This is a genomic window from Aquimarina latercula DSM 2041 (assembly GCF_000430645.1).
Taxonomy (GTDB): domain Bacteria; phylum Bacteroidota; class Bacteroidia; order Flavobacteriales; family Flavobacteriaceae; genus Aquimarina; species Aquimarina latercula.
Window position 1 is genome coordinate 1,452,225 of record NZ_KE387185.1, and the last position, 20,626, is coordinate 1,472,850.

Consider the following 20,626-nt stretch of genomic DNA (forward strand, 5'->3'; position numbering starts at 1 on the left):
ATTAATTTTTAAATTAAAAACTTAATACAGGGTTCCTTTTTTAATTTGCATTTTTATTTTTTAATCAATTGTTATATTTACTTATTTCTATTTCTTCTCTTTACTCTCCAAGGAGCATTGATACTAAAATCTCCCGCCATAATAGAACCATATGGCATCACTTCGTCTATTACTGCACCCAATCCAAATTCCTCCATTTGATTTCGTACAGCTTTGGCATTTTTATAAGCACTTGGCAATTCAGAAATATCGATTTCTTTAGAGAAAAAACGTACATCTAAACCTTCTGTTTCAATGGCAAAGATTTCTTCATTAGTCTGTCCTTCTTTGTTTCTTTTATGTTGTGTTCTACTTAAGTTTCTACCAGCTCCGTGAGGTGCAAATCCAAGATTATTCTCAGTGGTTGCTCCTTCGACAATTAATATAGGTTCTGCCATATTTAGCGGAATTAATCTTGGACCTGTGATATCTGGCATAAACTTTTTATCTAAAGGGGTTGCTCCTTTTGCATGATAGAATAAGTCACCTTCTTTAAAGACAAAGTTATGTTCGTTCCAATATCTATCTTCTGCTTCTAGATCTAACGCTTTCAAAGTTGCATCATGAATCACTTCATGATTTAATTTTGTCCATTTTCTGATCGTTTGTAATGCCGACCAATAGGTTTGTCCTTCCTCGGTATCAAAAGGAATCCATGCATTTTGTTTTAAAGTATCAGGAGAAATATCCATTCTAAATTTATTGGCAATATGCATTCCTTTTTTAAACAATCTGGCTCCGACACCTCTAGATCCGTGATGTGTAATCATCATGGTATTACCAGTTTTCGTAGAAGTTCCTACAAACAGAAAATGATTTCCGTCTCCTTGGGTACCAAGATGTTCTCTAGCCATACTGATATCTTTATCCTCTCTAAGGAAGAAATTAGATTTAAATTCTGCTAGTAGCTCATCAGTTAATTTATATTGATTTCCTCTCGGTCTACCTCCTGGTCCAAAATGTGTGCTGGTATGTGCAGCATCCAATACTTTTTTTGGATCTGTTTTACCAAAATCCGTTAACATCACAGAACAACAGATATCTGCACTGTGCATTCCTGGATGAATTGCATTTTTAGCGACTACTACGCCACCTACAGGAATAGTACCTTTTGGACCAGATGGACATGCATCCGGCATCACGGCACCGTTTATAATGGTTGGAGTTTTCATCAATTCCTTCATGGAGTCAGTTACTTTGGTAACATTATCTTGCTCTAACTCGTTCTCTGCTTTAATATTAATTTTAAAGTCTATAGCAGTTTTATGTAACTCCTGGATAGGAGGCATTTTATATTGTTCTAAATAGGTATGCATTGCTTCATCAGCTAATTGATGGGTGTTGATATGTTCAATAGCTTCTGGGAACCATTTACCAGATCTAAATCCTAAATCAATCAATGTCTTTCCGGTAATGTTAATTTTATTTTTCATTGTATTTCTAATTAATGAAGCAAAGATTAGATTGTATTGCGCAACAGTTTTGCGTAGTGTAATTAATAATCAAAAAAAATCCTCAAAAGAAATATAACCAATTGAGGATTTAGATACTATTAAACTAGATATTTTTTACTGCCTAACAAAAACTTTTAAATCATCACTTTTTCTCATCGCATAAGAAAGTGATTTGTTGCTAAATGATTTTTCGGGTTTATAATTGCTTAGTGATAACACATTGGGTAGTTTCATACCCCAAGATCCAGATTTTTTACTTTCTCCTGGAACAATCACAACTACGTGACCATATGTTTCTGCAGTATCAATAATTAGTGCTAAACCACCTCTATTGGTATGCTCTAATGCTTGATCTATGGTTTGCTGAGTTACAGTTCCTAATTGTAACCAATTTTTAGATCGTTCTGCAATAGGACGAATACTGTCATATATAACATAGCCCGATTTTTGATCTTTAAATTCTGTTACTTCAAAGACTTTGGTAATCGTTTTGGAGATACTATTTCTGCAATCATTTCGTTCCGTAGCTGCTTTTTTGCAAATGATAAAATTCTCTACTTCTTTGTCCAGATCAATATTAGCTGGTTTAACTACCGAAGATGTTTGATAATTATTATTTTTCTTTTCTGCTTCTTTTTCTTGATTATCATCAGTGGATTCTATTTTATTCTCAGTATCCAAAGTTTTTTCTTTTTGCTCGTCTTTACAGGCGAATAGACAAATAACAAGAAGTAATAGCGGGATTATTTTTTTCATGTTGTTTAGTTTTAGTGATGTAATGATAGGTGATTTTTTATTAGGCTCAAAGTTATTTTTATGCTCAATATCCGGTTGTGTAACATTAAATAATAATTTTAAACATTAAAATGTAGGGTTTTTCTGGAGTTGGCTGTTTATAGTATAAAAAATGGCTATAAGGAAGAATATGAGTTAATTCTCGTTTTTTCATAAGCGACAAGTCAGTCGTCAGTGATTACTTTTTTAATGCAGAAAACCAGGATCCCGGCCTGGTTTTCTTTTTTTAGCTATTCTTAAATTTTCTTAGCTATATCTTTTTAAAGTAAATAACTTTTGTAATTAGCTATGCGGTAATTCTAAGTTCACGATATAATGGATCTTTTTCGATCATCGTTAATAATTGTTTTTTGACATCAAATTTCTTTTTTCGAGTATATCCCTCCGTATACCCAGTGATTTTAGAAATTTCTTTGGCAGATTTTCCTTCAAAATATAGAAGCATTAAATTCTTATTATCACTACTTAATTTCTGGAAATGTTTTCGGTATAAATGCTCACGTTCTTGGTTTTCGATATCCTTGATTACGGATTCAGTTACATGTTCTGCACTTATAAATTTTGTCTCATCATGAACTACCTTATGTTTATTGCGCAATCGAGTTCTCCAAGTGTTTTTGCAAATCCCATAAAAATAGGTGGTCAATGGAACGTTTATTTCTAAAGTTCCAGATTTTAGTTTTTGATACAATACCACTAACGCATCCTGAAAAACATCTTCTACATCCTGCATATTACCATCATTTCGTAAAATATACCCTTGGATATATCTTACATTATCTCGATAGAAAATTTTTAATGTCCGTTGATCTCCCTTAATGATTCCGGATATTATTGCCTGATCTGTATTCATTTTTCCCATTACTTTTTTTGTTTATACCGTTCGTTTTTTGATTAGAATACTTAAATAGAATTTTACTTTTTTTTGATGGTACAAAAATAAATTTACTAGCGCGGAAGTCCTTACAGATTTCCGTAATCAAAGGGAATTTTTTTTAAAAATGAAAGAAATATTTCTCGATGATCTTATTTAATTTTTGTTTTCGAAGTATAGTAAGTGATTCCAGTTTTCATTGGAATGAAAAGTTCTTTTGTAGTACTTTTTTATTTGTCATTCTGGCGAAAGCCAGAATCCAAAGTATAAGAAAAGGTTATAAATTAAATAAGGTTGAAGAATACTATAATAACCCCAAATCTTTTACAATTGCAACTAGATGTGTGGTGTTTTTTGCTTTAAAATCATCAAAGAGTTTACTTACTCTTTTGTCAATAGTACTTTCGCTATTTGGCGATATTTTTTGTTTTCTTAATTTCTGTACAATTTCTTTTTTAGTAAAACCGAGAGCAAGTTCTTCTAATAACATAATATCGAAATCATCTAAGTTGATAATATTATCAGTATTAGCATCCGTTACTTCAGATGGAAGAACAGTCTCACCTTTATATACACCTTGTATACAGTTTACTAAATCTTTTATTGCATGTTGGCCTTTGCATACATAGCCATTGATATCTAGTTTTTGGAATAGCATATTTATCTTATCAGGTCTGCTTTCTTGTGAGTATACGATTACATTAATGGTAGGGTCTATTTTCCGAATGTCTTGTATGAGTTCTATACCAGAAGTTCTGGTTTGTACTTTGTGATCTTCTTTAAAAGAAAGATCAGTTATCAGTAACTCAAAAGGAGTATTTTCTTGGTGCGCTTTTCTAAATTTAATATACGCATCATCGCAATACTTTGCTTCCTCTATATCTAGGATACCTACTTGGTCATTAAGTACTTTTACGATACCTTGATTGGCAATTTCATAATCTTCTGCTACCAATACTTTTGTAAACATATTCGATCCTTTTTAACACGGGATTTTAATCTCAGCTTTAAAGCCTTTATTTTTTTCTTAGTCAAAGATAATAGTTCTGTTTATAGCTTGATTACGTTTTTCCGTATTGTAGACTATTCTCACGTGATTTTATCAGAAAATGGATTCTGGTCTGCACCAGAATGAGAATGGAAATATTTAGATAAAGTGTTTGTCATTTTATTATACATAAAAATATATAGTATATTGATAATGTGATTCTTATTGCTTATTTAGGAATAACAATTTCCGCTTTAAAGCCTTTGTTTTTTTCTGAGTCAAAGACAATAGTTCCGTTGATAGCTAGAATACGCTTTTCCGTATTACGGAGTCCATTTTTTGATTTAATTTCTTCTTTTTGGATGCCTACACCATTATCAGAGTACTTAATTAATATTTTATTTTTTTCATTTTTAAAGACCACAGCGACCAAATCTGCTTTACTATGCTTTTGCATATTGGTCATCAACTCCTGTAAAACTCGATAGATGGTAATTTTTAGATTTTTGTCTGTGGTATCCCAACCAATTTTATCAATACCCCTTAGAACAAGTCTAATATTATTTTTGGTATAGTTGGTTAGCATATCGGTTAACTCCTCTAAGTAGGTTTCATCTACCTCGAATTCACTATTTTCTCTAGAGATGTCTCTAGCCTTGGTATAGGCGGTATTGAGTTTTTTGGTAATCTGCGGATCGTGTGGATCGTTTTGATATTGCATCATTACCTGAAAAATATCATTACCTATTTCATCGTGTAACCGTTTAGAAATACGTGTTTCGGTTTCATACGCTGCTTGGAACTCTACGATTTTGTTTTGTTGCGCTAAATACTTGGTTCGCTGCCGTGAGAAATAGATGATAAATCCAATGAATGTAGCAAGTAGTAAAATCCCAAGTAGATAAACGGTGTTTTGGTTTTGTACTTCCTGAATTTCTTCACTTTTCTGTTGGTTCTCTTTTTCTAAATTTTCACTTTCGAATCGGATTCTGGCAAATTTATCTCTAAATTGATTATCTCTTTTAGTTAAACTATCATTTAGTTTGATATACTCCATCGCGTATTTTCTTCCTTCTTCTGGAGGAGAAACTTGTGCCAATAAATCATAGGCCTGCAGGAGTTCCGTATTTTCATTAATTGTAGTAGCTGATTCTTTGGCTTTTTCGGCAAACTCTTTTGACGAATTATTATTATTAGATTGGTAATATTCGGATAGATGAAGGTAGCTTGTAGTTAATCCTTTCAGATCATTTAAACTATCCCTAATTTGATATGCCTTATTTAATAGATAGAAAGCACTGTCATTATCTTTGTTGGCTAGAAATTTAGCATATCCTAAATTATCAGTATAAAGAGCATATCTTTTAGGTCTGGTGCTTAAGAAATATTTATATGAGAGTGCTTTTTTGTAGTATTCTATTGCACGATCATATTTTTGTTGAGATTTATATGTTGTACCTATGTTGTTATATGAAATAGCTTTATATAAAGTATCTTTAGAAGTGCCTTTAGAATGCTTAATGGTTTCTAAATGATATTTTATTGCATCATCAAAACGACCTAATTGTTTGGCAATTATTCCTAAGTTGATATAGGATATTGGGATATATGAGGCATTTCCGGATAATTCAAATTTTTCAATAGCTTTAACTGTGAGTGCTTCACTTTCATTATAATCTTTTACTTTTCTGGATAATTTGGCTAGATCTATTAATGCAGTTCCTTGATCGTGTATATAATCAACTTTATTTATTTTTTTTTGATTCCCAAAAGCAGTATAAATTTTGTTTGAGTTATAGAAAAAATAGTAAGCGCTATCCAGTACTTGTTTTTTTCTATAATGAATTCCTAAGTTTAAATATGATTTAGCAATACCTATTGAATCATTTGATAAAATTGACAATTGTAGCATTTCCCTATCCATATTTTTGGAAACTTCATAATTTTTTAATTCATAATGGATTGCAGAAATTTTTTGAATTTTATTTCTCTTATAAATATTGTTTTCTATGGTTTTATATATTGAATAAGCTTTTTTTAAATTGTTTTTCCTTTCATTTATAGATAAGTTTTTGTTTGACGCTTTTTTAAGATACTTTTCAATTTTATTCGATTTCGTAGGAATTTCTGGATTATTGTTAATTTCTTTAGAACAATTGTAAAACGAAATAAAAATAATAAATAAAAAATATACTTTTTTTCTCATAAAATTATAAAACTAGTATTAATGAAATATTGTTAACACAATAAGATAATGCTATAAAGTTATGGAATCTAAGTAGAAAAAGGATATTCATTTGATTGAATATCCTTTAGATTATAGAATGTTTTAATTCTTAACAGTTTCTTCATCATCATCTTCAGTAAAAGAAGTTTTCTCTACTTGCTCAACTCCAACCTCTTCATTGATAGAAGGAGGGTCGCAAGAAACGAAGTTTAGACCTAATAATACGGCTAATAGTAAAAATTTTAAAGTTTTCATGTTGTTAGTTGTTTGATATTCCAATTGTTGGGGTACGCCCATAGGTTGCAACCCCAGTTGGTATGTGCCCACATACCTAATACCTATGGGAAATGATCAATAAGGTGGGAAAGTGATCCTAGTGCAGTTGCGATACCTTACTTTCCCCTTTTCAGGTAGCGGCAAACTGCAGTTTGGATGGGTTTTGTCTTCGATGGAGTTTGTCTAAATACTTAGACATCTTTTCGGCTACGATTAGACTGATTGTTTAGCTCAGACTGATGTAGATCGGTAGACAAAACGAGTTTTGTAACCTTTTTTTAATAAGCGTCATAGAAATGTATACCTAGATACGTTCGATATATGAATGTTGTTATCTAACAATAAGTGTCTGATATAATCTGCCTTGTGTGTCTATTAGTTTGTCGATTAACCATTAGCTTATCGTGAGTACTATGTGAACACTTTAAGGTTTTTGATACCTTTTTTGATTTGTCGACGAAGACAAATCCACTTATCGAGAGCTTACAACATCTAAACTATATGCGAAGTAAAGCTGTCTGTTACTAGCACTTCACGAATGTTCATACTAGTGAAATTCAAGGCTTTTTCCAGTATTTCTGTACCTTTTGCATTTGGCATTTTTACTGGAGTAGGATTAACAATCGAAGTGTGTAACCCTAATCCGTCGAAGCCTGCAAATGCATCGGCTAACAGATAATTTCTGATCTCCTGCTCCTTTTTAGAAAATTGATTAAACTTCATTGTTTTATTTTTTTGTTGTTAATTAATTGAAACTCTTTTTTTGAATATACCCTGCATTATTGCAAGATTTTTAATTCTAAAGTTTCTTATTGTTTTGTTATTTATAGTACAAATGTCTGTAAGTAGTACGCATTCTTTTTGCGTAGTAAAAAATATTTACTATTTTTTCTAAAATATTTTTAAATGGCTTCTAATAAAAATGCTTTAATACGGTATAAAACGATTGATCAATGTTTGCGCAATACCTTTAGGAGGTGGATGTTGGATGATCTTATAGAGGCATGTTCTGATGCATTATATGAATATGAAGGAAAAGATGTATATGTAAGTAAGCGTACGGTACAATTAGATATACAGATGATGCGCAGTGATAAATTAGGGTATAATGCTCCGATAGAAGTATATCAACGTAAATATTACCGTTATGCAGAAGAAGATTATAGTATTATGAATATCCCGGTAACAGATCATGATATTAAAATTATGAACGAGTCCATCCAGATACTACGCCAGTTTAAAGACTTTTCGCTGTTTAAGGAGATGAATGGAGTTATAGAACGGTTAGAAGATTCTGTATATGCAAATGAAAAAGATAATATACCGATTATCCATCTCGAAAAGAATGACCTACTAAAAGGGCTAGAGCATATTGATAGATTATACCACGCGATACAGAATAAGCAGGTTCTAAAAATGGTGTATAAGTCTTTTAAAGCTAGAAGTGAAAGTGAAATTCTTATTCATCCACAATTATTAAAGGAATTTAATAATCGATGGTTTTTATTAGCGTTGGGCAATAAAGGAAAGCTCTTGACTACTTTTGCATTGGATAGGATTGTTAGTATTCATAATTCTAAAGAAGATATTCTTTATATCGATCAGCATATTGATGGTGATGTATATTATAAGGATGTAATAGGAGTGACGGTTTCAGAAAATGTAGTGCCAGAGCTTGTAAAGTTTAGAATAGATAATAGAAATGCCCCTTATGTAATCACCAAACCATTTCATACATCTCAGCAAACAATATCAAAAGATGAACTAGGTACGACTTTTACGATTAAGGTTCAGATTAATTTTGAGTTAGAACGAGTGATTTTAGGTTTTGGTGATACGATAGAGGTGTTAGCACCAGATCGATTACGAACCAGAATTCATGGAAAGCTAAAACGAGCTTTAGACAAGTACAAATAGTAATTAATAATTATTGATATAACTTTTTTACCAGTTTTCCGATACTAAGTCCTTGTACGAGTATTGAAAAGAATACAACTACATAGGTGATATATAGTATCACTTCTGAAGAAGGGTTGTCTGTTAAACTTAGCGCCAAAGCTAGCGAAATGCCACCTCGTAATCCTCCCCAAGTTAGTATAGAAACAGTTTTTATGGGGCTCATCTCAGTATGCTTTAGTAATGAATAAGGAAGTAATACAGAAATAAATCTTGAAAAAAGCACTATAAAAATTGCGATAATTCCTAAGGTTAGATGTCCTACATCAAATTTTAATAGGTGTATGGCTAAACCGATCAGAACAAACAGGATGCCATTAAAAACATCATCGAGTACTTCCCATATATCATTGATCAGTTTTCTTGTTGGACCTTGATTGGATGCCACATTTAATTTGTTACCAATTAACATTCCTGCAACTACCATAGCTAATGGTCCTGATACATGGATCAAAGATGCTAATGCATATCCACCCATTACAGTTGCCAGACTGATCATTACTGATAATTGTGGATTTTCTTTTACGGATTTTATACTCTGATATCCTATAAATCCTAAAAGAGCTCCATAGACGATTCCACCAATAGCTTCTTCTACAAATAATTTACCAATTTCTGCGGTTACAGAACCTTCTCCATGATGTTCTCCCATTCCAGTGAGAATTAATATTCCAGAAAATACAACAACTCCAATACCATCATTAAACAAGGATTCTCCTTCAATTTTTATTCCTAAGCTTTTGGCAATATTTGCTTTTTTCAGAATGGCCATCACAGCAATTGGATCAGTAGGCGATATCAATGCGCCAAATAGCAAAGCATCTAAAAAAGGTAATTGAATATTAATTAATTGAGCAGCACCAAAAGTCAAACCACCTACCAAAAATGTAGAAATCAAAACTCCCAACGTTGCAAATAAGATGATGGGCCATTTTTCTTTTTTTAGTTCCTCAATATTTACGTGTAAGGCTCCTGCAAACAAAAGGAAGCTTAAAATCCCATCTAATAACAAACTCCTAAAATCAGAATTAGCAACAATATCACAAAAGAACTGATAGAAGTCAGGAACAATATTTTTACTTAATGTAATGATTACAACAGTTACTAAACTCAATAGCATCAGAGCAATTGTAGCAGGCATTTTTAACCATTTGTAGTTTATAAAACTAAAAAAAGCAGCAATCGAAAAAATAATACTGAAGGATTGTAACATGGTTCTTAAGATTATAATTTGCGTATAAGTTTTTAAACATGGTGATTCTATAAAACCTTCTGTATTGCATAACAGAAGGGCTTTGGGATTTTTCAAGCAGATGTTTAGCTAAATAAGTTTCACATCCGTTATGATTTCTAAAAGAGCTGGACCATTATGATCTCTTAGTTTTTCTAATGCGGGAATTAGTTCTTCTTTTTTAGTCACTTTGATACCCAAAGCACCGCAATTTTCGGCATATTTAGCAAAACTTACATTATGTAATGAAGTTTGCCAGACATCTAATTCGGCGGCTTTTTGTTCTTTAGAAATTTTTCCTAATTCGGAGTTGTTGAGCAATACATGTTTGATATTCATATTGTATTTCACCAACGTCATCATTTCTGCTAAATATTGACCAAAACCACCATCTCCAGAAACTGACCAAATGGGTCTTTCTTTTCCTTTGGCAGCCCAAGCTCCCATAGCAGCAGGTAACGAAAATCCAATGGAACCTAGATATCCGGACATTAATATAGATTGATTTTTAGGTTCGAAGTAACGTCCGAATGAGTAGGTGTTGTTTCCAACATCTACTGCGATTACTGCATTTTCTGGAGTGACTTTATTCATTGCTTCAAAAACTGCAATGGAACTTATTCCATTATCACCTTGATCTTTTAATCGATTCGCTTTTTCTTCTTTCCAAATATCCCAACGTTCAGCAATTTCTGATCTTCTATCGATAGTATCAATATTATTTTCTGTTTGTTCCTCTATGAGAGATAGCGTTTCCGAAATTTCTCCCCAAAGCGCAGCATCTATTTTATGAAACTTACTTAATGCTGTTGGATCATAATCTACCTGAATAATTGGTTTCTTAGGAGTGATTCCTGTATGATTGGAAAAGGATGCTCCAAATACAATGAGTAAGTCACTTTCGTTCATAAACCAGGAAGCAATAGGAGTTCCACTACGACCTAATACTCCGCAACCCAATTCATGATCATCAGGAATAAGTCCTTTCCCTTTAAAGGTTGTAATTACTGGACATTTTAGCTTATCCGCAAAAGTTGCAATGGCTTTCATATGAAACCTTGCTCCATGACCAACAATAATAGCAGGCTTTTTTGATTCTGAAATCATCGAAACTGCTTTTGCAACCATTTGCTTTGGAGGTGAAATATTCATCGGAGTTATTCTTCCTTCAGGAGTTTGTGCTTCTTCGCCCATAGTTTTTGGCATAAAAGCCACTTCATCTGGGAAAGTAATATGTGATACATTTCTATTGAGTATTGCACTTTTTATGGCTAAACTCATTAATTCACTATGTTTAGAATTCTGTTGGACAGAATGATTAAAATCAGCAACAGTTTGGAATGCCTTGACCAAATCTACTTCCTGAAAAGCACCGGTACCCATCACTTGGGTATTTACTTGTCCGGAAAATGCTAATAAAGGGGCTCTATCTACCTTAGCATCCCACATACCTGTAAACATATTAGTGGAACCAGGTCCTGCAATACCAAAACATACAGCTGGTTTGCCCATTAATTTTCCATAAGCCGAAGCAGCAAAGGCGGCAGCGCCTTCATGACGAATACCAAAATATTGTAACTTTCCTTGTTTTTCTAATCGCATCATAGCATCTGCAACTCCAAGGTTAGAATGACCTACCATTCCAAAAACGGTATCAACATTCCAGTTAACCATAGTTTGTATCATAACATCAGAAATAGTATCCTGATGTTTAGGTTCTTCTGGAATACCAACTAAGATTGCATTCCCATCTTCTTTTACCTCAAAAGTGGTAACTCCATCATCATAACCTCCTGGAGGCAATCCTGTACAAGGGTCAAAATCCCAACCGTGCCAAGGACATCGTAACAAACCATTTTCTATAGAGCCTTCTCCTAGAGGACCTCCTTGATGTGGACATTTATTATCTAAAGCAGAAAATTTACCATTATAATGAGTGAGACAAACACCTTGGTGACCAGCGGTAACAGTTTGTACCCTTCCTTCTGGGAGTCTATCTTTATTATCTAGTACTTTATACCAAATAGTTTCTTTTTTTGAAGTCATGATTGCTTTTTAAGATGTTAGAATTTGTTGTGATATTGATCTTGTCTTATTTTTACAGCCCTAAATGAGTATATAATTAAGGCTATTAAACCTAACAGGGCGCTGGTAATTCCGGCAATAGTAATATAAATGGTAGCATTGAAATCGGTATCAATACTCTTATAAATTCCTGAAACTAATGCAGAAATCACAAAACAAGCAACAGCAATATATAAGAAAACCATAGCGCTATTTAGTAGCTTAAGTTGTCTTAACTTTCGCTCAATCAATTGTTCTTTTATTATATCTTCTGTAATCAATGTTTTAATCTCTGTACTGAGATTAACCAAAAGATTAGAGGTAGATAATATCAATAGTCCAATCCCGGGAATAATAGTAGCAGGTAGATACCAATGTTCCATAGGTTCTAATTTTTATAAGTAGAAATAGCTTCTTTGAAGAAAGTAACTCCTTTTTCTTCATCAATGCCAGAAATTGGTAAAACCGCTCCTTTAAAACCTTCATTTTTCCATTCACCTAATGATAAAGGTCCAAACGTAGCGGTATCTAAACTATCGTGACCTTTATACCCACTGATATAGAAATAATAGTTATTATGGGTGCTATCAGGAATTGCCATTCCTAATCCAATAGCAACACCAGCTTTATCTTCTAATTGAGCAAATGCTCCCGAATCGAAATGATGTGGCCATATCCGAATATCAGATTCGAGTGACGAAGTATTTAATGTTTTTTCTAGTACTTTATGTGCTAAGGTTCGATTTTGTAATAGCTCCTGAAGTATACTATCATAAGGTTTTTCGAAAACGTAGTCATCCGTTAATGTATCGTAAGGAAGTTCATAGTGTAGTTTGTAAGTATAAGGGGTTTTGATTCCTAACGAAGTAGTTAATGATTCTAACCAGTTAAGAATTTCTCTATGTGTTTTTTTATCTAATGAAAGGCTTAGTCTAACCGTATTATTAGCAACCCAATGGAGCGCAAAATTTAGATAATCAAAAGTTATCTTACATCCTCTATCATTTAAAGGCCAGGTTTCTAGATATCCTTTTTCTTTATTAAACCCTAAGTTCGTATGACTGTCATCGTCTTTTTTTGGTAAAAAGCTTATACTTGCTGTAGCTAAATATTGAGCTGCTAGATGTATTTGATTAGACATAATTATTTTATTTTTTTTAAAGTATTATGATTTATAATACTCCGGCGTAGTTAATTCCAGTTAATTTATGCATATCCCGATCAAAAGTTGATAAATCATCATGATTGAATTTTGAAACATCATCGTACCCACAAGCTCTAGCAACAACTTTAATTAAGTTATTAGTTGCATCAAAATAGTTATGTAATTGCTTTGCCGAAGATTCTATAATCAATCTGCTTCTTAAAGATTCTTTTTGCGTTGCGATACCTACTGGACAGTTGTTACTTCCGCATGCACGCATCCCTAAACAACCGATAGCTTGTAATGCTGAATTAGATACTGCGATAGCATCAGCGCCAAGCATCATTGCTTTTGCAAAATCCTCTGCGATTCTTAATCCTCCAGTAATAATCAGAGTAACATCTGCAGCACCAACTTTATCAAGATATTTTCTTGCTCTTGCTAAAGCTGGAATTGTAGGTACATTAATATTATCACGTAAAATTGTAGGAGCAGATCCTGTCCCACCACCGCGACCATCTAGGATGATGTAATCTATACCAACGTCCAAAGCAAACTGGATGTCTTTTTCGATATGACTGGCAGCAATTTTAAAACCAATTGGAATCCCACCAGTTCGATCTCGTACTTTTTCTGCAAAAGCTTTGAAATCTTTCACTCCATGAAAATCAGGGAATGTTGCTGGAGAGATAGCAGTTTCTCCTTCATTTAGACCTCTAACACTTGCTATTTCTTTACTCACTTTACTGCCTGGTAAGTGGCCACCTGTACCCGTTTTTGCTCCTTGTCCTCCTTTAAAATGAAATGCTTGTACATTATCTAATTTATCCCAGGAAAAACCAAACTGAGCAGAAGCTAACTCATAAAAATATTTGGTATTGTTTTCTTGTTCCTGTGGTAACATTCCACCTTCTCCAGAACATATTCCTGTGCCTGCCATTTCTGCTCCTCGGGATAAAGCAATTTTGGCTTCTCTAGATAAGGCCCCAAAACTCATATCACTTACAAACAAAGGAATATCCAGTTCTAAAGGCTTTTTTGCTTTGGCTCCAATAACCACTTTAGTAGCTACTTCTTCGTTATCTAATAATGGTCTAGTTGCTAGCTGAGCTGGTAAAAACTGGATGTCACTCCATTTGGGTAATGTATTTCTATCAACTCCCATAGAAGCAGAAAATCCGTGATGTCCAAGATTTTTTAATCCATTTTTAGCAAGCTCTTTAATGTATCCAGTGTATGGTTCTGTATCTTCTGGATGTGTATCTGCATAAGCACCTAAATATTCATCTCTATTAAATGGTTGCGGTTGATCAAGAAGGTAATCATCAATTTCAGATTCATCTACATATAAAGTATCTCCATCAATTTTAGTGCTAAATTTATGTAAAACCTCCTTGTTATTGTATTCAGAAACACCGGTGTCTACTCTGTAATCCCAACCGTGAACACCGCATATTAAGTTATGACCATCTACATGTCCATCGGACATCAATGCACCTCGATGTAAACATCTACCATATAGGACCGAAATTTCTTCATCAAATTTTACAATAACTAAATCTAATCCATTTACTAAAGCATGAGTAGGTTGTTTGTTTTCTAAATTACTAATCTGAGCAATTGCTACTGGTTTTTTCATGAGTGTATGTTAATTTTGAATTGTGTGTTGCTTTGTTGTATTAAGTATAGAAATAGATTGTGTGTTATAATCTATAATACCTTCTTTGCGTAAAATGCTTAAAGTGTTACTAACTGTTTGTCTAGAAGTATTGGTTAAATTGGCAATGTCTTTATGCGTTAACAGGTTTTTTGCTATTATATTTTTTTCTGTTCGTTCTCCAAACTCTTTGATATAATCTATTACAAACTCTTTGATTCGAGTTGTACTATCTTTATATAATAAATCTTGTAATCGTCTCTCTAGTTTTTTGATTCGTAAACCATATATCTTTAGAACACCGTTTTTAAGAGATTTATGTTTCTCCATAATTTGTTTCATTCTAAAAGATTCTATATAACAGACAATACAATCTTCGAGTGCAATAGCTTGTTCTTCTATATTATCATGTTCATCGTAGAGTGATAGCTCGCCAAAGATGTGTCCCTTTTTAACAATGTATTTAACACTATCTGTAGTAGTATCGATAATCTTAACGGTTCCTTTTTTTAGAAAAAAGATACTTTTATGATCATTATTAATTAGTTCAACAGTTGATCCTTTATCGATGTTTTTCATCTCAAGAATTTCACACATTCGCATCATGGTAATTCTACCAAGTTTATTAAATAAATTAAAACCTTCTAAAAACCAATATTTGGTATATGTGTTCAATGAAGTGTGAGTTTAGTTAGTATTGTTAAATGTAAGGATTTTTAATAGTACTCATTATTAATAAATTATGAGAAGTTACTTTAGACGACAATTATAGATTTTTCTTACAGTTTATAGGTAGTTATCGGTTTACTGGAATAGGTCGTAAAAGTTTATGAGAATATATTGAAATTAGTACTCCACATTTTTAAATCTTCTCAGGACTTTTGATAATCCGATATTATTTCTTCTATCCTCTTTAGGCGTTTTTAAAATTTCTTTTATTACAATCCTTTTTCTTTATACCGCTACTATTTTTAGTAATCGATTAATATCATACCAGTGGCATAACTCCGAAGGAGACACTTTAATAATACGTTTTTAGAACTGATAGCGAGTAGTTTTTAAAATGAATTGTTAATAGATATGAAGATAAATTAATCTAGAGAAACCAATCTCTAGATTAATTTAATAATGGTATTCCAAATAAATTTATTTATTTCCCAGCATCAGGAATTCGTTACAAACTACTTCGGTAATATACCTTTTGTTTCCTTCGTTATCATCGTAACTGCGAGATGTAAGTTTTCCTTCTATAGCTACTTCTTGTCCTTTGTTTACGTATTTCTCAATAATTTCTGCGGTTTTACCCCAAGCTACAATATTGTGCCATTGAGTATCGGTAATTTTATCACCAGCTTTATTATAGTAATAGTCGTTAGTAGCGATAGAGAATTTTGCAAGTTTCTTCCCTGAATCAAGATTAACGATTTCTGGTTCTTGTCCTAAGTTTCCTATTAACTGTACTTTGTTTTTTAACGTGTTCATGTTTTTTAATTTTAGTTCCTGTTTTTTACAGGTAGATGAAACAATTTTTTGGTATCGATTTTTCTTTTATTTCGACAAGGCAAACATAGATGCAGTTCCAAATAAGATTCGGTTAGGAAGTGTTTATTTTCGGTTGTAAACGTTTGTAGTCGTTTGTTTTTGACTAAAAGATGGTTTTATCGTATTGTGAAATATGATTTTAAAAAGCTATTTTTAAATAATAATTTTAAAACTAATAGTGTATCAATGGTTTACTAAATGATAGTCAATGAGAACAAAACAGATAGCAAATCGATTTAGAGAAGTGATATTAAACGGTGTTTGGATAGCTAATACCAATTATAAAGATCAATTATCAAATATAACTTGGGAACAAGCCACTACTAGAGTAGAATCATTAAATACAATTGCATTGCTTACTTTTCATATTAATTATTATATAGAAGGAGTTTTGAATGTGTTAAAGGGGGGAGCCTTGGAAATAAGAGATAAATATAGTTTTGATGCTCCTAAAATAACCTCCGAGGAAGATTGGAAAATATTATTGAACAGCTTATTGGATAATGCAGAAGAATTTGCAAGCCTGATCGATACTATGTCAGACGAAGAATTGGATAATTATTTTGTAGATGAAAAATATGGTACCTATCAGAGAAATATTGAAGCGATGATAGAGCATAGTTATTATCACTTAGGTCAAATTACTTTAATTAAAAAAATGTTATCTAATGAATGATTCAATCATAGAAATATTAAAAACTATATTCGATAGAGATTTAACAAAATTAAAAACGGAAATAGAATCTTATACTAAAGAAGAACATATATGGATTGAAACACCAGATATAAGTAATTCGGCAGGGAATCTTTGCTTACACCTTGTCGGGAATCTCAATACCTATATTGGTGCAGAATTCGGTAAAACTGGATACATAAGGCAAAGAGAACAGGAATTTTCTTTAAAAAATGTTTCTAGAATAGAACTACTATCTATGATAGATGATACGATGAAGATTGTAATGGATTCATTAGATATGATAACTAAAGAAGATTTACAAAAAGAATATCCTAGAATACTTATGGATAAGAACCCTAGTACCCATAGATTTCTGGTGCACTTGGCAACTCATTTAACGTACCATTTAGGCCAAATCAATTATCATAGAAGAATATTAGATGTTTAAATTGATAATAACCTGACACCTGATCCAACCGGAAATGTTAAAAAAACTATTGAAAATAATACTTGTTTTGATAATCCTTGTAGGGATTGGTGCAGGGTATCTTTATTTTAGATTACATAATAATATAGATAATGTTTTAGAAGCTGAAGATGATTGGAGAAGCGAGGTTTTAGAATTTCCATTGATATTTGCTGGAGATTTAGAGTACAATGGAGAAGAACATATACGATTTGCACCAGGTTGGGGAGATACCAATAGTGAAGATTATTTTTCATATGTTTTTTTATGGGTTTTAGAAGAAGATCCAAAATTGAATGCTACGGAACTAGAAAACATTATGGATGTCTATTTTGACGGACTTATGAATACAGGTGCCATCACCAATTTTAGTTTTTTTAAAAATATTCCAGAAACCCAGTCTTCAATACGGCAATTAAATGATCATATGTATAGAGGTTCTATAAAAATGTATGATGAGTTTTTTGCTAAAGATATGACTACCTTAAATGCTGATATCCAATATGAATATTGTACTACTAGAAAACAACATTTTGTATGGTTTTATTTATCACCAAAAGATATGGATCATCTAATTTGGAAACAACTTAAAGAAGTTCAATTAAGTATTAACTGTAGATAATAATTAGTTTGTATGAAGATGCATTTTTACAAAACATAATAATTACAAATACGTGAATTCAGAAAAAGAGTTAAAAAAATATTATGAATCATATCTCGAAACATTTCCTGACTTAAACTCAGAAGAATTAGAGTTTTTAGAATCATACCTTACAATAGAAACGTATGAAAAGAAAGAATTTCTTTTTAAAAGCGGAGAAGTTCAAAAAGAAGTTGGATTTGTGTGCAAAGGTCTTTTAAGACGTTATTATATTAACGAAAAAGGAAATAAGATAACTACTGGTTTCGTAAGTGAAAATAATTATGCAACAGATTATCCTGCTTTTATTAGGCAAATACCGTCTAAGTATTTTATTGAATGCCTTGAACCATCAGTAATTATAAAGTTACCATATAATAAAATTCAAGAAGGGTATAAAAAGTATAAGACAAGTGAAATGTATGGAAGGCTAATCGCAGAATATGTATTGACCTTTCAGACAGATAGAGTAGAAAGCTTTTTATTCAAAAATGCTGAAGAAAGATATTTAGATTTTATAGAACACAATAAAGATATTATCAATAGGATAAGCTTATCTCATTTATCTACCTATTTAGGGATTGAACGTCAATCATTAAGCAGAATTAGAAGTAAAATTGCGAAAAGATAGTTTTTGTCACATATGTGTCAGGTACATCATTTAATTATATCTCATTTTTACATTATAATCTTAAACACAGTAAAAATGATTTGTTACAAAGCAGTATTGAATATAACATTCCTTATAGTATTTCTTTTTTGTGGATTGGTAGCTTTTGGACAAGAAGTATCAATTACATCTTCTATCCATAAAGGCATACAACAACGAACAGATGATATTTTTGATAGTCTTGTGAAAATTCGTAGAGATTTTCATATGAATCCTGAAGTCTCGGAACAGGAAAAAAGAACAGCGCAGAAAATCAAAGAATATTTACTTTCTATAGGGTTAGAAGTTAAAACTGATATTGGAGGAAATGGTGTAGTTGGTGTTTTAAAGGGAGCTAAAGAAGGAAAGAAAATAGCTTGGAGAGCTGATATTGATGCAATGCCTTCAGAAATACCTGATGTGGTAGATTTTAAATCTAAGACAGAAGGTGTACGCCATATATGTGGGCATGATGTACACACTACAATTGCATTAGGAATTGCTAACGTATTAGCAAGCCAAAAAGAACAATTAGAAGGAACAGTTTATTTTATTTTTCAACCCTCAGAAGAGAATTATAAAGGAGCTCAAGCAATGATAAAAGATGGTTTGTTTGATCTGATCAAACCAGATGAGATATATGGAGCGCATATTGCACCATTGCCGGCAACAATGATTTCCACTAAGCCAGAATGGTTATTTGCTGATTATAAAATGATAGAAGTGGTGTATATGAACTCAACTGATGATGATGCAATGATTGAGTATACCAAAACATTGCTTAAAAGTTTTCAGAATGTTAAATCAGGTAGTGAATTTTTTGATCCGCAAAGTTTATTAAGCCCAACTATCGGCTTAGCAAATCCCAATACTATTTTTAAAGATTATACAACGGTAAGTGATAATTTCAGTGTTAAAGAAATAAGTGATTTAATATCAATTAAAACGTATGTGGGCTCTAGTATTTTTAATGAATTAGATAAGATTTTACCTCTAGTGCAGCAGAAAATCAAGTCATCAAAATATAAAACGAAGTTGATAAATGTATCGTATTCTGGAGACCGTGCAAACCTAATGAATGATAAAAAGTTAACTAATGAGGTTATGAATTCTATTTCTAAACTTTATGGTCAACAAAATGTAATTCGATTATATGGAGAAATGCCAGATGGAAGAGGTGATGATTTTGCGTATTTTCAAGAACGAGTACCTGGAGTATATTTTTTCTTAGGAGGGTCTAATTTTGAAAAAGGAATTATCTCGATGCCTCATGCTCCAAATTTTGCAATTGATGAGAGCTGTATTAAAACAGGAGTAAATTATTTTTCATCAATGATTGTAGAAAGATTATATGATTAATTTGTTAGAATTAAGTGAAGGTTTTTGCTATTATGAATAAAACCTAAAAAAAACAATTAAACTACCTCAATGATACGACCCTATAAATTGAAGGATAAAAAAGAATTAATTGATGTTTTTAAGCAAAATATACCAACATATTTTGACCTCAAAGAGGTAAAAGATTTTCAAGATTACTTACAAAAGTATAGTGCCTATTATTATACAATCTTTTATAAAAAGAAAATAGTAGGAGGAGTAGGATGTTATTTAGAGGGTAAAAATAGAATAGGTAGAATAACATGGATATTTTTTCATCCAAAATATACTGGATTGGGATTAGGAAAAAAAGCAATAGAGCATTCATTATCTATCTTGAAATTAAGTTCGGAATTAGAAAAAGTAGTAGTAACTACATCTCAACTCGCGTATAAATTTTTTGAGAAGTTTGGATTTGTATTGGATAAAATAGAGAAAGATTATTGGGGACTAGGATTGGATCTGTATCTAATGGAACTATCGTTTAACAATAATTCTTAAGTGATTAAAAGTATCAAAATTTATAATTGATTCTTTGTGGGATTGCAGGGCAGATACAGTATCTTTATCA

At 32.0% G+C, this 20,626-nt stretch carries 21 protein-coding genes; 7 read left to right on the forward strand and 14 right to left on the reverse strand.

What is annotated here, in order from left to right:
- Positions 1 to 77 precede the first annotated feature (77 nt).
- The 7 genes from H526_RS0124270 to H526_RS0124300 form a co-directional block, all read right to left on the reverse strand.
- On the reverse strand, positions 78 to 1,472 hold the full coding sequence (locus tag H526_RS0124270) for an RtcB family protein (protein ID WP_211237858.1): 1,395 nt from the start codon (positions 1,470 to 1,472) through the stop codon (positions 78 to 80).
- A 135-nt stretch (positions 1,473 to 1,607) separates the two neighbouring features.
- A complete protein-coding gene (locus H526_RS31240) occupies positions 1,608 to 2,249 on the reverse strand; it encodes a hypothetical protein (RefSeq protein WP_051336318.1) in 642 nt (213 codons plus the stop codon).
- A gap of 325 nt (positions 2,250 to 2,574) precedes the next feature.
- Positions 2,575 to 3,150 carry an RNA polymerase sigma factor gene (locus H526_RS0124280; protein ID WP_027395325.1) on the reverse strand — a complete coding sequence of 192 codons (576 nt, stop codon included), beginning with the start codon at positions 3,148 to 3,150 and terminating at the stop codon, positions 2,575 to 2,577.
- Positions 3,151 to 3,466: 316 nt separating this feature from the next.
- Entirely contained in the window at positions 3,467 to 4,132 is a 666-nt protein-coding gene (locus H526_RS0124285; RefSeq protein ID WP_027395326.1) for a DNA-binding response regulator, read from the reverse strand.
- Positions 4,133 to 4,379: 247 nt separating this feature from the next.
- On the reverse strand, positions 4,380 to 6,356 hold the full coding sequence (locus H526_RS0124290; RefSeq protein ID WP_027395327.1) for a tetratricopeptide repeat-containing sensor histidine kinase: 1,977 nt from the start codon (positions 6,354 to 6,356) through the stop codon (positions 4,380 to 4,382).
- 123 nt (positions 6,357 to 6,479) lie between these two features.
- Entirely contained in the window at positions 6,480 to 6,632 is a 153-nt protein-coding gene (locus H526_RS31990; RefSeq protein ID WP_155839769.1) for a hypothetical protein, read from the reverse strand.
- A 513-nt stretch (positions 6,633 to 7,145) separates the two neighbouring features.
- Positions 7,146 to 7,376 carry a hypothetical protein gene (locus H526_RS0124300; protein ID WP_027395329.1) on the reverse strand — a complete coding sequence of 77 codons (231 nt, stop codon included), beginning with the start codon at positions 7,374 to 7,376 and terminating at the stop codon, positions 7,146 to 7,148.
- Positions 7,377 to 7,559: 183 nt separating this feature from the next.
- Between H526_RS0124300 and H526_RS0124305 the strand changes: the two genes are divergently transcribed.
- Entirely contained in the window at positions 7,560 to 8,570 is a 1,011-nt protein-coding gene (locus H526_RS0124305; protein ID WP_027395330.1) for a helix-turn-helix transcriptional regulator, read from the forward strand.
- 10 nt (positions 8,571 to 8,580) lie between these two features.
- Here the strand turns inward: H526_RS0124305 and H526_RS0124310 are convergent, their stop codons facing one another.
- From H526_RS0124310 to H526_RS0124340, 7 genes are all read right to left on the reverse strand, one after another.
- Positions 8,581 to 9,822: a cation:proton antiporter gene (locus tag H526_RS0124310; RefSeq protein WP_027395331.1), complete on the reverse strand. Its 1,242-nt coding sequence runs from the start codon at positions 9,820 to 9,822 to the stop codon at positions 8,581 to 8,583.
- 108 nt (positions 9,823 to 9,930) lie between these two features.
- On the reverse strand, positions 9,931 to 11,886 hold the full coding sequence (locus H526_RS0124315) for a thiamine pyrophosphate-dependent enzyme (RefSeq protein ID WP_027395332.1): 1,956 nt from the start codon (positions 11,884 to 11,886) through the stop codon (positions 9,931 to 9,933).
- Between the two features lie 17 nt (positions 11,887 to 11,903).
- Entirely contained in the window at positions 11,904 to 12,287 is a 384-nt protein-coding gene (locus H526_RS0124320; RefSeq protein ID WP_027395333.1) for a DUF2721 domain-containing protein, read from the reverse strand.
- 5 nt (positions 12,288 to 12,292) lie between these two features.
- Positions 12,293 to 13,045, reverse strand: a complete 753-nt coding sequence (locus H526_RS0124325; RefSeq protein ID WP_027395334.1) for a hypothetical protein — start codon at positions 13,043 to 13,045, stop codon at positions 12,293 to 12,295.
- Positions 13,046 to 13,076: 31 nt separating this feature from the next.
- Positions 13,077 to 14,687, reverse strand: a complete 1,611-nt coding sequence (locus H526_RS0124330) for a glutamate synthase-related protein (RefSeq protein WP_027395335.1) — start codon at positions 14,685 to 14,687, stop codon at positions 13,077 to 13,079.
- Between the two features lie 9 nt (positions 14,688 to 14,696).
- Complete coding sequence (locus tag H526_RS0124335; RefSeq protein WP_027395336.1) at positions 14,697 to 15,380, reverse strand: Crp/Fnr family transcriptional regulator; 684 nt, start codon at positions 15,378 to 15,380, stop codon at positions 14,697 to 14,699.
- Positions 15,381 to 15,851: 471 nt separating this feature from the next.
- The gene (locus tag H526_RS0124340) at positions 15,852 to 16,187 is read right to left on the reverse strand and encodes a single-stranded DNA-binding protein (protein WP_027395337.1); all 336 of its coding nucleotides are present in this window, start codon (positions 16,185 to 16,187) and stop codon (positions 15,852 to 15,854) included.
- Positions 16,188 to 16,455: 268 nt separating this feature from the next.
- Here H526_RS0124340 and H526_RS0124345 point away from each other — a divergent pair, with 268 nt between their 5' ends.
- The 6 genes from H526_RS0124345 (at position 16,456) to H526_RS0124370 (ending at position 20,556) form a co-directional block, all read left to right on the forward strand.
- Complete coding sequence (locus H526_RS0124345; RefSeq protein ID WP_027395338.1) at positions 16,456 to 16,923, forward strand: DinB family protein; 468 nt, start codon at positions 16,456 to 16,458, stop codon at positions 16,921 to 16,923.
- Positions 16,916 to 17,371: a DinB family protein gene (locus tag H526_RS0124350; RefSeq protein ID WP_027395339.1), complete on the forward strand. Its 456-nt coding sequence runs from the start codon at positions 16,916 to 16,918 to the stop codon at positions 17,369 to 17,371. Before H526_RS0124345 ends, H526_RS0124350 begins: the two co-directional genes overlap by 8 nt.
- Positions 17,372 to 17,420: 49 nt before the next feature.
- A complete protein-coding gene (locus tag H526_RS0124355) occupies positions 17,421 to 18,011 on the forward strand; it encodes a hypothetical protein (protein WP_155839770.1) in 591 nt (196 codons plus the stop codon).
- Positions 18,012 to 18,063: 52 nt separating this feature from the next.
- Positions 18,064 to 18,660 carry a Crp/Fnr family transcriptional regulator gene (locus H526_RS0124360; RefSeq protein ID WP_027395341.1) on the forward strand — a complete coding sequence of 199 codons (597 nt, stop codon included), beginning with the start codon at positions 18,064 to 18,066 and terminating at the stop codon, positions 18,658 to 18,660.
- A gap of 75 nt (positions 18,661 to 18,735) precedes the next feature.
- On the forward strand, positions 18,736 to 20,037 hold the full coding sequence (locus tag H526_RS0124365; RefSeq protein ID WP_051336319.1) for a M20 metallopeptidase family protein: 1,302 nt from the start codon (positions 18,736 to 18,738) through the stop codon (positions 20,035 to 20,037).
- 69 nt (positions 20,038 to 20,106) lie between these two features.
- A complete protein-coding gene (locus tag H526_RS0124370) occupies positions 20,107 to 20,556 on the forward strand; it encodes a GNAT family N-acetyltransferase (RefSeq protein ID WP_027395343.1) in 450 nt (149 codons plus the stop codon).
- Positions 20,557 to 20,626 lie beyond the last annotated feature (70 nt).

Bases quoted from the DNA above. Each gene is read 5' to 3' on its own strand.
- H526_RS0124340 (WP_027395337.1), bottom strand. From the start codon at position 16,187: ATGAACACGTTAAAAAACAAAGTACAGTTAATAGGAAACTTAGGACAA.
- H526_RS0124270 (WP_211237858.1), bottom strand. From the start codon at position 1,472: ATGAAAAATAAAATTAACATTACCGGAAAGACATTGATTGATTTAGGA.
- H526_RS0124290 (WP_027395327.1), bottom strand. From the start codon at position 6,356: ATGAGAAAAAAAGTATATTTTTTATTTATTATTTTTATTTCGTTTTAC.
- H526_RS0124325 (WP_027395334.1), bottom strand. From the start codon at position 13,045: ATGTCTAATCAAATACATCTAGCAGCTCAATATTTAGCTACAGCAAGT.
- H526_RS0124320 (WP_027395333.1), bottom strand. From the start codon at position 12,287: ATGGAACATTGGTATCTACCTGCTACTATTATTCCCGGGATTGGACTA.
- H526_RS0124305 (WP_027395330.1), top strand. From the start codon at position 7,560: ATGGCTTCTAATAAAAATGCTTTAATACGGTATAAAACGATTGATCAA.
- H526_RS0124310 (WP_027395331.1), bottom strand. From the start codon at position 9,822: ATGTTACAATCCTTCAGTATTATTTTTTCGATTGCTGCTTTTTTTAGT.
- H526_RS31990 (WP_155839769.1), bottom strand. From the start codon at position 6,632: ATGAAAACTTTAAAATTTTTACTATTAGCCGTATTATTAGGTCTAAAC.
- H526_RS0124315 (WP_027395332.1), bottom strand. From the start codon at position 11,886: ATGACTTCAAAAAAAGAAACTATTTGGTATAAAGTACTAGATAATAAA.
- H526_RS0124370 (WP_027395343.1), top strand. From the start codon at position 20,107: ATGATACGACCCTATAAATTGAAGGATAAAAAAGAATTAATTGATGTT.
- H526_RS0124345 (WP_027395338.1), top strand. From the start codon at position 16,456: ATGAGAACAAAACAGATAGCAAATCGATTTAGAGAAGTGATATTAAAC.
- H526_RS31240 (WP_051336318.1), bottom strand. From the start codon at position 2,249: ATGAAAAAAATAATCCCGCTATTACTTCTTGTTATTTGTCTATTCGCC.
- H526_RS0124280 (WP_027395325.1), bottom strand. From the start codon at position 3,150: ATGGGAAAAATGAATACAGATCAGGCAATAATATCCGGAATCATTAAG.
- H526_RS0124365 (WP_051336319.1), top strand. From the start codon at position 18,736: ATGATTTGTTACAAAGCAGTATTGAATATAACATTCCTTATAGTATTT.
- H526_RS0124300 (WP_027395329.1), bottom strand. From the start codon at position 7,376: ATGAAGTTTAATCAATTTTCTAAAAAGGAGCAGGAGATCAGAAATTAT.
- H526_RS0124285 (WP_027395326.1), bottom strand. From the start codon at position 4,132: ATGTTTACAAAAGTATTGGTAGCAGAAGATTATGAAATTGCCAATCAA.
- H526_RS0124330 (WP_027395335.1), bottom strand. From the start codon at position 14,687: ATGAAAAAACCAGTAGCAATTGCTCAGATTAGTAATTTAGAAAACAAA.
- H526_RS0124350 (WP_027395339.1), top strand. From the start codon at position 16,916: ATGAATGATTCAATCATAGAAATATTAAAAACTATATTCGATAGAGAT.